This is a genomic window from Novosphingobium sp. B1 (genome assembly GCF_900176395.1).
Taxonomy (GTDB): Bacteria; Pseudomonadota; Alphaproteobacteria; order Sphingomonadales; family Sphingomonadaceae; genus Novosphingobium.
On sequence record NZ_FWXL01000039.1, the window covers coordinates 1 to 13,327 of the forward strand.

9 protein-coding genes and 1 pseudogene are annotated in these 13,327 nt (G+C 56.8%); 6 read left to right on the plus strand and 4 right to left on the minus strand.

Going from position 1 to position 13,327, the window contains the following annotated elements; translation table 11 throughout:
- Positions 1-450: 450 nt before the first annotated feature.
- The 5 genes and pseudogenes from B9A23_RS21385 (at position 451) to B9A23_RS21405 (ending at position 6,285) form a co-directional block, all read left to right on the plus strand.
- Positions 451-3,258 carry a bifunctional diguanylate cyclase/phosphodiesterase gene (locus B9A23_RS21385; protein WP_084281392.1) on the plus strand — a complete coding sequence of 936 codons (2,808 nt, stop codon included), beginning with the start codon at positions 451-453 and terminating at the stop codon, positions 3,256-3,258.
- Positions 3,259-3,451: 193 nt separating this feature from the next.
- The gene (locus tag B9A23_RS21390; RefSeq protein ID WP_084281394.1) at positions 3,452-3,883 is read left to right on the plus strand and encodes a PAS domain S-box protein; all 432 of its coding nucleotides are present in this window, start codon (positions 3,452-3,454) and stop codon (positions 3,881-3,883) included.
- Positions 3,884-3,907: 24 nt separating this feature from the next.
- Positions 3,908-4,402: pseudogene (locus B9A23_RS21395) on the plus strand (sensor histidine kinase); the annotation flags it as partial.
- 303 nt (positions 4,403-4,705) lie between these two features.
- Positions 4,706-4,957: a helix-turn-helix domain-containing protein gene (locus tag B9A23_RS21400; protein ID WP_084281398.1), complete on the plus strand. Its 252-nt coding sequence runs from the start codon at positions 4,706-4,708 to the stop codon at positions 4,955-4,957.
- On the plus strand, positions 4,957-6,285 hold the full coding sequence (locus B9A23_RS21405) for a type II toxin-antitoxin system HipA family toxin (protein ID WP_084281400.1): 1,329 nt from the start codon (positions 4,957-4,959) through the stop codon (positions 6,283-6,285). The genes B9A23_RS21400 and B9A23_RS21405 overlap by 1 nt, the downstream gene beginning before the upstream one ends.
- A gap of 281 nt (positions 6,286-6,566) precedes the next feature.
- Here B9A23_RS21405 and B9A23_RS21410 read toward each other — a convergent pair whose 3' ends face one another.
- Together B9A23_RS21410 and B9A23_RS21415 are read right to left on the minus strand one after the other, a co-directional pair.
- Positions 6,567-7,922 (minus strand): alkaline phosphatase family protein, encoded by a 1,356-nt coding sequence (locus tag B9A23_RS21410; RefSeq protein ID WP_084281402.1) that lies wholly within the window; start codon positions 7,920-7,922, stop codon positions 6,567-6,569.
- A 2-nt stretch (positions 7,923-7,924) separates the two neighbouring features.
- Entirely contained in the window at positions 7,925-10,237 is a 2,313-nt protein-coding gene (locus B9A23_RS21415) for a TonB-dependent receptor domain-containing protein (RefSeq protein ID WP_084281404.1), read from the minus strand.
- 432 nt (positions 10,238-10,669) lie between these two features.
- Here B9A23_RS21415 and B9A23_RS21420 point away from each other — a divergent pair, with 432 nt between their 5' ends.
- On the plus strand, positions 10,670-11,437 hold the full coding sequence (locus B9A23_RS21420; RefSeq protein ID WP_084281405.1) for a class I SAM-dependent methyltransferase: 768 nt from the start codon (positions 10,670-10,672) through the stop codon (positions 11,435-11,437).
- Between the two features lie 1,015 nt (positions 11,438-12,452).
- Here B9A23_RS21420 and B9A23_RS21425 read toward each other — a convergent pair.
- Both B9A23_RS21425 and B9A23_RS23120 read right to left on the minus strand, forming a co-directional pair.
- Positions 12,453-12,953 (minus strand): transposase, encoded by a 501-nt coding sequence (locus tag B9A23_RS21425; RefSeq protein WP_254895237.1) that lies wholly within the window; start codon positions 12,951-12,953, stop codon positions 12,453-12,455.
- A complete protein-coding gene (locus tag B9A23_RS23120; protein ID WP_217806657.1) occupies positions 12,914-13,192 on the minus strand; it encodes a hypothetical protein in 279 nt (92 codons plus the stop codon). Before B9A23_RS23120 ends, B9A23_RS21425 begins: the two co-directional genes overlap by 40 nt.
- Positions 13,193-13,327: the final 135 nt, after the last annotated feature.

Below are 13,327 nucleotides of genomic sequence, written 5' to 3' on the forward strand. Positions count from 1 at the left end.
TCCCTCAAACCAATCCGCTCGCCCAACGCCGCCTCCAAAAGAAAGCCTTGAATCAAGCAGCGAGTCTGTTGTCAACCTTTGTCCACGAAACCTAGTCGCCCTTGAAGAACACGAAAATCTGCAGGAATGGCCGGCCAACAAGTGGAAGTCGTTGTTCGAAGGACAGTGCCGGCATGGCACTTTTCCACGGCCTTGCGTACTTCGTCCTCGGGCGGCAGGTTGGCGAAGTAGGCCGCCAGTGCGCTGCGCACCGGGCGCGGAACCTTTCGCAAACCACATATGCCGTACTGCAGGAAAGGCTAAGCACGGGAAAGCCGCCTGTGGAGCAATCCATTGCAACGCCCAGCGCTCCGGATTTGGCAGTCAGCACGTATGTGCACGTAGATACCAGTTTTAGTGATCTTAGGGCTGTTCTGCGAGGGCTGGACTGGGTCTTCGCGAGGCAAAAAGTTGTTTCAGGTTCTCTTTTGCATTCGTGATAAGCACGATTTGCAATTCGTTCTTCTCGCTGCACTGATCTGCATCATTTCCTGCTCCACTGCGGTGATGATGCTTCGGCAAGCGAATGCAGCCTCCAACCAAACGAAGCATCGCTGGCTTCTGGCCGGTGGTCTCGCAACCGGCTTCGGTATTTGGTCGACGCACTTCGTTGCGATGCTTGGCTACGACCCTGGGGTCATCACAGGCTACAAACCCGCTCTGACCGGAGCTTCCCTCGCAATTGTGCTCGCAACTACATTAATTGGTTTCCGGGTGGCTGTTTCTGGCAACAAGGCCGTCACCGCTGTGATTGGTGGCTGTGTGACCGGAGGCGGGTTCGCTGCCATGCATTACACTGGCATGGCAGCTCTATCTTTACCTGCGAGGATCGAATGGGATCCTGCCTATCTCACTGTGTCGGTTGCCTTGGCTGTTCTGCCGGTAATCCAGGTGCTTCGCCTTGCGCTTGTGAAGAGGGGACTTGGCAAGGCGGCGTTGGCCGCTGGGCTGATGGTTCTTGGCATTGTCGGTCTTCACTTTACCGGCATGACGGCAATCCGTCTGGTCCCTGCCAGGATGGAAGACGGGGCAGTCCTGCTCTCGCCAACCACGATGTCCGCACTGATCGGCACAGCTTCAATTTTGCTGCTGGGCCTGTGTTTCATCGGGGGCGTGATCGCAAAAAGGACTAATGCAGCAATCCTTCATAGCCAGCAGCAGTTCTCCATTCTGGTAAGAGGCATTTCCGACTGCGCCATTTACATGCTTAACCAAGACGGCCGGATCGCCAACTGGAACGCTGGTGCGCAGCGGTTGAAAGGTTACAGTGAAGAGGAAGTGATCGGGCAGTCGCTCGCAATCTTTTACTCAAGCGAAGATTGCGCTCAGGGTTTACATGCAAAGGCTATCGAATCTGCGCGTCAAAATGGGAAATTTGTCGGTGAGGGCTGGCGTATCAGGCGTGATGGTTCACGCTTCTGGGCGCATGTGACTATCGAGCACGTCCTTGACGCTGAAAGCAAATCCTTGGGTTTTGCCAAGATCACCCGCGACATGAGCCAGTTCAAGGAAGACCAGGATCGGCTCGAGGAGGCCAAACGCCAGCTCGACACGGCCTTGTCCAACATGCATCAGGGTCTTTGCCTGTTCGACCGCAACGCTCAGCTCGTGCTGCGCAACCAGCGGTTTTTGGAACTTTGGAATTTGTCTGAGAGCAGCTGTCCGCCCGGCGCGTCGCTCGATGAAGTTGCTTATGCTGCCCTTTCATCCAGAACTGGCGAGACAATCTCCGAAGAACGCATTGCTAATGTTAGAGTGCTGCTGGAGCAATCACTCGACGCCAAAGGCGGTGAGTTTGTCGTCGTCGAATATGGTGACGCTTTTTCCATGTCGATCACCAGCCGTGGCATGCCGGATGGAGGTTGGGTTACGACATTTGAGGACATCAGCGAGAGGCGCCAATCTGAAAAGCGGATCGCTCATCTTGCGCATCATGACATGCTCACAGGCATGCCAAATCGCAGCAGCTTTAATCGCTGGCTTTCACACGAAATGATCATTGCCCCGTCACGGGGAGAGCAAGTTGCTCTTGTCGCAATCGACTTGGACCGGTTCAAAGAGATCAATGATACCCACGGGCACGCCATAGGTGATCAGGTTCTCAGGTCTTTTGCCGATGCAATAACGAACTGCCTGGACGAGAATGAGATCGCAGCCAGACTGGGCGGTGATGAATTTGCCTTAGCAAAAAGATTCGCGCGTGAGACAGAGCTGACGGATTTCCTGTCTCGTCTGGAAACAGCAATTGCCGGCTGCGTCACGAACTCTGTCGCAGCTTTAAACGGAGCGAGCATCGGTGTGGCTTTGTATCCAGGTGATGCCGATGATCTTGACTCCCTGCTGAACAATGCAGACCTTGCCATGTATCGAGCCAAAGTGACGCTCGGTCAGTCGGTCTGCTTTTATGAGGCCGGCATGGACGAGAAGGCGAGATGGCGCCGCCAGATTGCCAGTGACCTTCGTTTTGCCGTGGAGCGCAATGAACTGCACTTGCTTTACCAAGAGCAGCGCTCGGTCCTCGATCAAACGCTCACGGGCTACGAAGCGCTGTTGCGCTGGACACACCCGGTTCACGGCAAGATTGGGCCCGCCGATTTCATTCCCATTGCTGAAGAGAGCGGTGAGATCGTTCGTCTCGGCGAATGGGTGCTAAGGGCTGCTTGTCTTGAAGCCATGCGTTGGCCGTCGGATCTGAAAGTTGCGGTCAACCTTTCGCCTGTCCAGTTGCTCAAGCCAGACTTGCCGGAGGTCGTGACGCAGATTCTGCTTGATACAGGCCTACCACCCCGCCGTCTCGAACTTGAGATTACTGAAACGGCCATCATTGCTGAAAAAATCAGGGCGCTTCACTCACTGCGCCGGATCAAGGCTCTAGGCGTCAGCGTTGCCATGGACGATTTCGGGACCGGTTATTCGTCACTCGATACTTTGCACTCGTTCCCATTTGACAAGATTAAGATCGACAAGTCCTTTCTCCTGCAATCAGAAAGCAATGCCCAGTCACGAGCAATTGTGAAGGCGGTCCTGGCACTTGGTCGAACCTTGTCGATTCCGGTTCTGGCAGAGGGCGTCGAAACAGAAATGCAGTTGGCTTTGCTGGTCGAGGAAGGCTGCAACGAGGCACAAGGGTACCTGTTTGGCAGGCCGGCTTTGGCGCCGTCCCTTCAGCACCTTCCAGAAGTTGCATCTGCACGGATGGTTAGATCCGCCACGCTGTAATGGTTGCGCTTAGGCGGATAACCTAAAAGAACCGCCGTATAATTGGTCCATCGTGATCCTGATTATGTAGGACGGAACTTTGAAGAGATGCAACGGCAGTTAAGATCATAAAAGAGGGTGCAAGCTTCGGCTTGGCTGCTTAGCCCCTTTATAGTTGCTAGAAACATAGCGAACCGGCGCCTATGATGATTGTGTGCCAGCTTCAATTCAGATCAGAGACATTTTCAAGGCTCTGGGCGATGGCCTGTTCATGGCCAATGCCGAGGGTCGTTATATCAACATAAATCCGGCGCCATGTCAGATGCTTGGCTACGCCAAGGATGAGTTGCTTGGGCTTACGCTTCTGGACGTTTTGGATCCGAGCGAAGCAGCCAGGCTGGACGAGACCCGGCGCGAAATGTCTGATCTGCAAATCCATAGAAGCGAATGGTTGTTCAACCGTAAGGACGGCTCCGTTTTCGTTGGGGAATTGGTGGGAGGCCAACTGCCTGACGGCAATCTGCAAAGCATCGTAAGAGATGTTTCGGAGCGTCTTGAGCGAGAGGCATTAGAGCGAACTCTCCGACAAGAGGCAGCGCATCGTACAAAAAACGTCCTTGCGGTCGTTCAGACCATCCTGCGGTAGAGCTCCCGGCTCGACCCTGAGCACTTTGTGGCCAAATTTGAGGATCGGATAAAAGGGCTTGCGGCTTCTCATGACTTGTTTGTGCGTGACACATGGGCGCAGGTAGAGCTCAAAGATTTGATCGAGTCGCAGCTGAAGTCCTTCAGCTTCGAAGTAAGAGAGCGGCTTACGCTGGACGGTCCACTGGTCTTCCTAAGCCCTGCTGCTGCCCAGACCTTGGGATTGGCGATTCACGAACTTGCGACCAACTCTGCGAAATATGGCTCTCTATCGACAGATGCGGGCAGTCTCGCGGTGACGTGGACCTTGGACACTTGTGTGTCAGATGGTAGGTTCAGATTGCGTTGGATGGAAAGTGGTGCTCCACCTGTTCGTACCCCTGAACGGACTGGTTTTGGCACAAAGTTAATCGACGGCCTGACCATGCGATCACTGCTTGCTCAAGTTTCTGCTCAATACGAAATATCGGGTTTTAAGTGGGATCTCGAATGCCCACAGTCGCGTCTTACAATAAGTTGAGTATGCACAACGCACTGAACCAAACTGCAAAAGGATAGGGCAAGAGCTGTCACCAACACCTTCAGGAGGGGGCTGCCAAAGTGGTTGGGCGTGATGTCGCTGAACGTTAACCCACTGCACAACATGCATCGGTTGGACCGGTGTAACTTTTACAATGCTGTTGATTCCCTTGGGAACCGCCTACATCCATGTCCAAATGAATAATCAAGCCTTATGCGATAAAAGACATAAATCAACTTTATGTTGAAATTGACATAGAGTGCATTTATGTCATTTCCGGCATAGCGGCCTGAGGAGATCACCATGCCCCATATCGCGCGCTCGCCAAGGCAGCTGGGCAACATCATCCAGCGAGCCCGCAAGCAGCGCGGGCTGACGCAGACCGAGCTCGCGCAGCTTTCAGGACTGCGCCAGGAAATGATCTCCAGGATCGAGACGGGTCACGAAGGGACCAAGCTCTCGTCCCTCTATGCCCTGTTCGCCGCGCTCGACCTCGACCTCCTCGTCGACACTCGCGGCGGCAAGGCCTCGAAGGAAATCGAGGACATCTTCTGATGGGGCGACGCAAGGCCCACGCGCCGCTTGCCGTACTGATCAACAATCGCCTCGTCGGCCAGCTCACCAAGGAGGCCAGCGGCGCGGTCGCCTTCCAGTACGACGAGACCTGGCTTGGGTGGGACCCAGCCTTCGCGATCTCCCTGTCGCTGCCGCTGCGCGAAGCCGCGTACAGCGGCGCGCCCGTGGTGGCGGTCTTCGACAACCTACTTCCCGACAATCCAGGCGCCCGCCGCCGGGTTGCCGAGCGCATGGGGGCGCAGGGCACGGACTACTACAGCTTGCTGGAAGTGATCGGGCGCGACTGCGTGGGCGCCATGCAATTCCTGCCGGGCGGCAGCCCGATGGACGCCCTGCCAACCATCGCGGGCAAGCCCCTGGCCGACGCAGAGATCGAGGCCCTGCTGGCGAGCCTTGCCGTCGCGCCGCTCGGCGTCGACAAGGACGAGGAATTCCGGATATCCGTTGCCGGCGCCCAGGAGAAGACCGCCCTGCTGCGCAAGGACGGCCAATGGCTGAGGCCTGCAGGCACCACGCCGACCACGCATCTCCTCAAGCCGCAACTTGGCGAGATCCCGACCGCGTTCGGGCCGATCGACATGGCCGACAGCGTCGACAACGAGCACTATTGCCTCAAGCTCCTCGAAGCGTTCGGGCTCGCGGTCGCCAAGACCGAAATCGCCACGTTCGGTGAGCGCCGGGTCCTCGTCGTGGAGCGCTTCGACCGGCGCTGGAGAGGGGCCGACCAACTCCTGCGCCTCCCGCAGGAGGACTGCTGCCAGGCGATGGGGATCCCTTCGGCGCAAAAGTACGAGAACAGTGGCGGGCCAGGCATGGTGGACATCCTCACCTTGCTGCAACGCGCGGACGAGCCCCGGAAGGACCAGGCCGACTTCTTCAAGAGCCAGGTCATCTTCTGGCTGATCGGGGCGACGGATGGGCACGGCAAGAACTTCAGCATCGTCCTGAAGCCGGAAGGCCGCTACAGCCTCGCCCCATTCTACGACGTCCTCTCGGCGCAGCCCGCGTTCGACAAGCGCCAGATCCCCAACAACAAGTACAAGCTCGCGATGGCGGTCGGCAGCAACCGCCACTACCGGATCCTCGAGGTCGTAGGGCGGCATTTCGTCCAGTCCGGAAAAGCTGCCAGCCTCGGGCCCGCGGTGATGAAGCAAGCGATAAGCGACATCTTTGACCGCGCAGGGCAGGCCGCGGCGCAGGCCCTTGCCGCCATGCCGGCCGATTTCGCGCACAACATCCACGAAAGCATCGCGGCGAGCATGGCCCAGCGGCTGCGATTGCTCGAAACCGCCTTCGCTGAACTCTGACGCCCGCGTTGGGCGCCAGCTCGCCCCGTAAACAATTAAGCGGCGCAACGGTGGCATGGCTGCACCCAAGGCGCATGACCAGGATCGAGAGGACAGCGCTCGACCTTCGGCCAAGACTGGGCTTTGGAGAACCGTTGTGGGCGGCAGCGATACTCGTAAAGGTGAGTGTCAGAACCCTTGTCGTCAGGTCTGGCGCCTTAAGCTGCCTGACCGTTGCATTGTGCCCGTCCATCGGCAGGTGCTTGAATCAACAAGCGCACGCCATCGACAACCCTTAGATGTCAGTCGCCAAGCTTTAACGTCGCTACTTCTGCGAGCGGCAGTTGCACGCCCATCTGCCGGGCAAGCGTCGGGGCAATCGCGCGCATGTCGATTTCACCCAGATTGCGTGCCCTCGCAACGCCTTTGCCCATGATCATGAACGTCGAACGCATCTCGGGCAAGGCCGGGAAGTAGCCATGCATGCCTTTGTAGCGTGATGGCTTGGTAAGTGGCCCATCGGCCGAAAAATTGCCGGCCAGAGCGCCAGGCTTTAGATCGACATAATAGCTCGCTTGCGGATTGCCTCCCATCCTGCCGATTGCGGGTTGATCGGCGACACGCGCGATGCGTGCTTGCGGATCTGCGGAAAGCTTTTCGAGCAGCGCGCCGACCATGCCTTTCAAGGCGAGATCATCTGGTCTTGCCAATACCACAGCGATGGATCCGCCCGAAGGCCAAGGCATTGCGTCCCATGACGCGACCTTGCCATCAGCCCCAAGCTTGATCAGTCCAGCGTCGATGAAAGCGCGGGACAAATTGATCTCGGTGTCGGTCGATGCAAAACCGTGGTCGCTCACTAGCGCAATTGTGGCGTCGGGCCGCTGTTCCAGTTCCGCCGCAACTAGTTTGCCCACGGCGGCATCGAGCCGTTCCAGCACGCCATTTGCCTCGGCGCTACCGGGCCCGTGAAGATGCTCCTCGTGGTCGAGGGCTGCAAGATAGACCGTCAGGAAATCGGGCTTGTGCGTCTCGATCAGACGGATGGCAAACTTTGCCCGTGTTTCGTCCGCATCGACACCCTCATCAATCCCATCGGCATATGAGCCGCAGTCGTGCTCAAGCGCATCATACAGGCCGTCAGTAGCAAGCGCGCGGATCAGCTTCCTGTCGTCAGCATGGCCAGACCGCCAGATCTGGGGCATGTTCCAGTTGAGCGTCTTTACCCCGACGCTGACTGGCCAGTGCACGTTACCCGTCGTCAGGCCGCCCTGCTGGGCTGCATCCCAGAGGGTTGGTGCCGTGATGTCCTGCGCGTACCAGTACCAACCTCCATAGTTAATCTGGCGCGGATCGAAGGTGGTGTTGCTGACAATACCATGCCGCGCCGGTGCAACACCGGTGATCAGCGTGGTATGGCTGGGATAAGTAACAGTCGGTAGGTTGCCTACCACGCCTGTGGTGAAGGCTCCCTCCTTGAGAAAACGGCGCAAGTTTGGGATCTTAAGGCCGCGCTTGTCAGCTTCCAGAACATCTCCGGGGCGCAACCCATCAATGGAGATCAACAAGACGGGCTCTGCCCTTGCGACGACAGGCGCCGCGCTGCCGAGCAGCACGGCGCCCGTGACGAGGGCCTTTGCAGTTGAAAGGCCGCCCATGTTCAGAACCCTGCCTTGAGCGTTACAAAGATCTGACGTGGGGCACCGGCCAGAAGCGTCTGATTATCGCCGCTGAAGCCAAAGCCGTTGGAGCCGATAGTCGCGACGTAACGCTTGTCAAACAGGTTCACCGCATTGAGCTGCAGCTCAACCGGCTGGCGCTGTCCGATGTTCAGGCGATAACCGATGGTTGCATCGACCAAGGCACGACCCGGTACAGACTGGTCGTTCAAGTAAGTGAAGTAGCGCTTCGACATATAGTTTACGCCAACGCGACCGAACACGCTGTCACCATCATACGATAGTTCGCCACGCAGGAGGTGCTTTGGCGTATCAACCACACTTTTGCCCTTGGTGGCACGGATCGTGGTAACGCCGCCGGCGGTGATAACCACGTCGTCGCGATAAGTGGTATCGTTGTAACTGTACGAAGCAAAGGCACCGAAGCCACCTGGCAATTTCACGTCCAACGCCGCCTCAATACCGAGCGCGCGAACGTTGCCGACGTTCTGCAACACGTTGGCCGAGCCGACGATGCCGACTGACGTCGGGATCACCAGTAGACGGTCGCGGAAGTTGACATAGTAGCCGGCAAGCGAAGCGTTGATCACCCCGGTGTTGTAACGCAGCCCGGCTTCGTAGGTGTCCGAGCTTTCTGGCTTCAGCTTGTCCTTAATGGCGTTGAAACCGGCCTGCGATGTCGAGAACGGGCCACTGGTGGCTGAGGCCTGGTAGGCGCGCGTCACCTGCGTGAAACCGGCGAAGGCTTCAAGGCCACTGCCGAACTTGTAGTTCAGGCCAACATGCGGCTGGAACCAGTCTTCCACCTTGATATCGCCGGTCGCCAGACCGCTGGTGTTGACCAGCGAAAAGGAATTGGTGTCAACCGAATAGCCCTTCCAGCCGATGTTCACCTTCAGATCGCCAAGATCGACATCATCGGTCACATAGTATTGCAGCGTGTCGGTTTCGAACGCGATCGACCACTGCGTGAAGAACGGGTTGCTCTGGAAGTCGAGGTGATCGCGGCCGGGATTGGTGCGGCTTTCGTACCCGTAGAACTTACGTGACTGGATGAAATCATTCTTCTCATACCAACCACCCACCGTCAGGTTGTGCATGCCATAGGTGTTGCTGATCGAGGCGAACACGCCCTTGCGCTTGATGTCGTATTCGGTGGTGCGCAGCGCCATTGGCACGCCGCTCGGGCTGTTGACATATGGGCTGCCCCACGTTCCCTGGCCATCGTTCTCGTGGTAGTAACCTTTGACCTTGAGCAGAGCCGTATCGGCAAATGGCAGGGTCAGGCCCAGCGACGCCAACGTGTCCTTGCGCAGGCCTGATGCGTCATAATAAGCGTCATCGGCGCTTGCGATGGGGGCAGGGTAGGTTGTGCCAGCAGCCGGGTTCAGCGGGGTCGTGCCGGTGTCGCCACGGTTGGCGGCAATGTCTGCCACCCGAATGGCCAAAGCGTAGTTTGAAGGGCCAAAGTTGTCCCAGTCAAACCCAAGGCGATTGATCATCGCGAGGCTGAGGTCCTGGTAATCCTGCTCGGCACGGTCGGAATAGCTGACATAACCGTCAAGGGATGCATCGTTGCCTAAAGGAAGCACGCCCTTTGCGTTAAGCATCAACGTGCGCTGCTGGCCATCGCCCTTCCACTTGTCGCCGTTCTGGTATTGCACGGAGGCAAACGCGCGCGCTCCATCGGCAGTGCCAAGTGCGATGCGTGCAAACCCACGGTAGGTATTCTCAGAACCGTAGGAACCCGCAATATCCGCGCCTAGTACGTCCTTGGGATCGATCGAGAAGAATTCGAGCGTGCCACCAAGATTGTTGGTCGACTGCGCGTTGATTGAGCCCGAACCTTGGCTCACGCGGGTGACGCCGATGTTTTCAGGTGAAATGGCGCGGCTGATGTGTAGTCCGTTGGCATTGCCATATGACATGTCGCCCAGCGGAATGCCATCGAGATTGAAGCCCAACTGATTCTGATTAAAGCCGCGAATTGTGACGCGGGTGGACCATTCATAGTTTCCAAACGCGTCGGCTGACTGGAAGTTGACCGAGGGGAGCTTTTCGATGGCCTTCAGCGGGCTCGTACCAGATGCCAGGATTGTCAGCTCTTGCGTGGAGAGCTCCTGTACCTGCCGGGTTTGACCGGCACCCAATACGACAATCTCGGCTTCGCCGGATTCAGCACCCGCGCTGGCATCGGCAGCGGACAAGTCGGCGGTTGGCGCAGTGTTTTCGACAGCAAAGGCTGGGGCGGCAACGAGCGAAGTGCTGGCAAGCAGCACGGCGACGATACGCATGATTCGATCCCTCATATACCACATCGGTGTGGCGTGGTGCTGCTAGCCGCGCCGTGTTGCAGTATGAGGGACTTTCAATGACAGATTTGGGTAACTTCGGTGACGCTTACCTTACCATGTTGGTGAGAGGGTCGCTCGCAACAATCTTGCCTAATCCGGTACAGACGTGTGTCTGCCTGCTGTTAAGGTGCAGTTGCCAACCTTATAACTGCTGTAGCCACGGCCCTGTTTTGTGACTGCATAAGCGTCGATCGCAGGCCAGTCAGAAACTGGCGGTCAGTCTCAAACTGATTTTTGTCGGGCTCGAACAAAGGCGCCTCTGAAGAGAGCGCTATGACCATCTCGTTGATTGTCCACCAGCAGCATTGACAGCGATTGGTCGCGTTGATGTCCCGATTGCTTTTTGGTGCATAGGCCGTAGATCTGGTTGCCATGCAGCTATTTCGACTTTGGAAGCGCAGACAAAGGCCTAAGCTTAGTCATTCAGTTCGTGACTACCAGGCCTTGGTAAAGATGCATTTACGCCGCCAACCCGATGATCCTCGCTTCGCGCTCGCAAATGCTATTGGTGCTGAGACGATGGAGCAGTTTCATGCACAGGGCGATGCGCACGTGGCGGTATTGCGCTATCACGGCCTGGAAAACGGTATGAATGTCTACGATCTGGGGTGTGGTTGTGGCAGGACTGCGCAAGCACTTCAGCGCTTGGGCTGGACTGGAAATTATACGGGCGCCGACGTTGTTCCAGAGTTGCTCGCGGAATTGGCGCGGCAATGCCCGACATATTACGCAGTTCTGAATTACGATCGAACGATTAAAGCCGAAAACGCGTCGCTCGATATGTTATTTAATTGGTCAGTTTTTACGCATCTTCTTCCAGCTGAGTCATTTCTATACATGGAAGACGCTTTTCGGGCTCTCAAGCCCGGGGGAAAGCTGCTATTTTCGTTTCTCGAGTTGGAAGAGCCTGAACACGATCGCGTGTGGCGCGATGAGTTGGCAAGGCTTCGCAATGGTCATGATGCTGAGCAGCTCGATACGTTTCTGCATCGCGATTGGATAAAGCGTTTTGCTCGTGAAGTAGGATTTGCCGAGCCGCAGTTCACATCAGGTACTGACGGTTCAAACCATCCGCAATTCTGGCAAGCAATTGCCGTCATGCAAAAACCCTTCACCACGCACGACTTTGAAGCCAGATAGATTCCGCAATGGCCTCGCTTAAACGACGGTGAAACAACGACGCGACTTGCATAATCTGCCTGTAAGGTTCGACTCAAGTGTCAATTGCCACATTGCGCATCGCTTGTCAGAAAGACGCTGGGACTACTTTTTTATAAAGTCTGTCTGCTCAAATCCAAATTAAAAAGGGGAACAAGATTCTTTAAAAATCGCTTCCTCCAATATCCAAGCTGTCATTCGCGGAGCTGGGGATATTTTAAGTGCGTAACTAGATAACCATCCCAAGTATTATCTCTAACATCATCGCCAAATCAGCGGCTGGCGTTGCTCGTAAGCCTACTGGTCGGCGCATTTGCAGCAAAAGTGGCAGCGTCAGCGATCATCTCGGCTCTCAATAATGCCTACGATGGTGAGGAAGCATGGCCCTTTCTTCAGCCGCAGGCCACCGCGCTTGCTCTGACCGCCGCGGTTGTCGTTACATTCTTTTCAACACGTCCCTTGGCGACTCTGGATTACATCAATCGGCACAAGGTTCCTTCCCGTCTCTCCTGTCATCGATCTCCTGATCACCATCATTTCGGTTGGCTCGCTTACCGCAGCGAGCGCTGCTGTCGTTGCAAGCGTGCTTCGTTGGGCATCCGATTATAAAGAGGCGCTTTGGAAGAGAATCGCTTTGAGTATTTGGCAATGTCTATTGATCGCTAGCAGCAATCGTGGCTCTACTGACCCAGCTACTTTTCAGACATGGTTCTGTTCATCAGGGTCTTCTGTGGTTGCCGCCCGTGAGGCAAGAAGTTTCTGATCCGGTGGACAGGTGATCGAGTGCGGTCTTCTGTCAGGCCTTTGATTGCGGCGTTTTCCAGAAGCCGCTGGCCGGTATGGTGATCCGCGGAGCAGGTCCAAATCTGTTTCACGAGCTCGAAGCTCGGGACTCTAAACTGGTTTTGCTGATCCAGATCTGTTCGATCTTTTTGCCCATTCGGGTCGTCGCCTTCTTACTCCCCCTATCCGGCTCGGGCTTTCCGTCGCTTTTAGATCAAGCGGCGATTGCCGTTGCCGGGGTTCGATAGTCTTCCTGCCTCGTCAACATGGCCCAGATCATCCGGGCCATCTTGTTGGCCAATGCGATCGCCACCAGCATGCGTGGTTTGCGCGCGAGCATGCAGGCCAGCCATGATGCGCCGGAGATCGATCCACGTCCCATCCAGTTCAATCGCGACATGGCGCTCATGATCAGCAACTGGCGGATGTCTCTCTGCCCGGCCTTGGACACGCGACCGAGCCGTTCCTTGCCGCCACTGGAATGCTGTTTCGGCACAATGCCCAGCCAGGCAGCGAAGTCTCGACCGCATTTGAAGTTTTCCATCGGCGGGGCGAACGCTTCGACCGCCAGCGCCGTCAGCGGTCCCACGCCGGGCATGGTCTGTAGCCGTCGCGCGATGTCGGCCTGTCCAGCCAGAGCCTTGATGCGGCGGTCGCTGGTCGCGATCCGCTCGGTCAGCACCGCGATCTGCTCCAAAAGCTCCTGGCATTCCACGCGAGCAAGTTCTGGAAAATCATTGCCGGGTCGTCCACGATGGCAGAGATCCGGTGCAAATGATGGATCCCTTGCGGCACGACATGGCCAAGCTCGTAGAGAAAGGCGCGGAGCATGTTCACCACTTCGGTGCGTTGCCTGACCAGGCGAGCACGCGACCGAAACAACATGGCACGACTTTGCTGTTCAGCCGTCTTCGCCTCGACGAATCGCATCTCGGGGCGTTGCGTTGCGATCACGATCGCCTCCGCATCTGCCGCGTCGTTCTTCTGACGCTTGACTAATCACGAGGTGCCCATAATGCGGAGGAACGCGGCCTGATTGGCGGATTTCTGCCGTTTCTGTCCATGTTTCCTCCACATTATCTTAGAGCG

Excerpts from the sequence above, each read along its gene's own strand:
- B9A23_RS21400 (WP_084281398.1), top strand. The coding sequence starts at position 4,706 with ATGCCCCATATCGCGCGCTCGCCAAGGCAGCTGGGCAACATCATCCAG.
- B9A23_RS21405 (WP_084281400.1), top strand. The coding sequence starts at position 4,957 with ATGGGGCGACGCAAGGCCCACGCGCCGCTTGCCGTACTGATCAACAAT.
- B9A23_RS21410 (WP_084281402.1), bottom strand. The coding sequence starts at position 7,922 with ATGGGCGGCCTTTCAACTGCAAAGGCCCTCGTCACGGGCGCCGTGCTG.
- B9A23_RS21415 (WP_084281404.1), bottom strand. The coding sequence starts at position 10,237 with ATGCGTATCGTCGCCGTGCTGCTTGCCAGCACTTCGCTCGTTGCCGCC.
- B9A23_RS21420 (WP_084281405.1), top strand. The coding sequence starts at position 10,670 with ATGCAGCTATTTCGACTTTGGAAGCGCAGACAAAGGCCTAAGCTTAGT.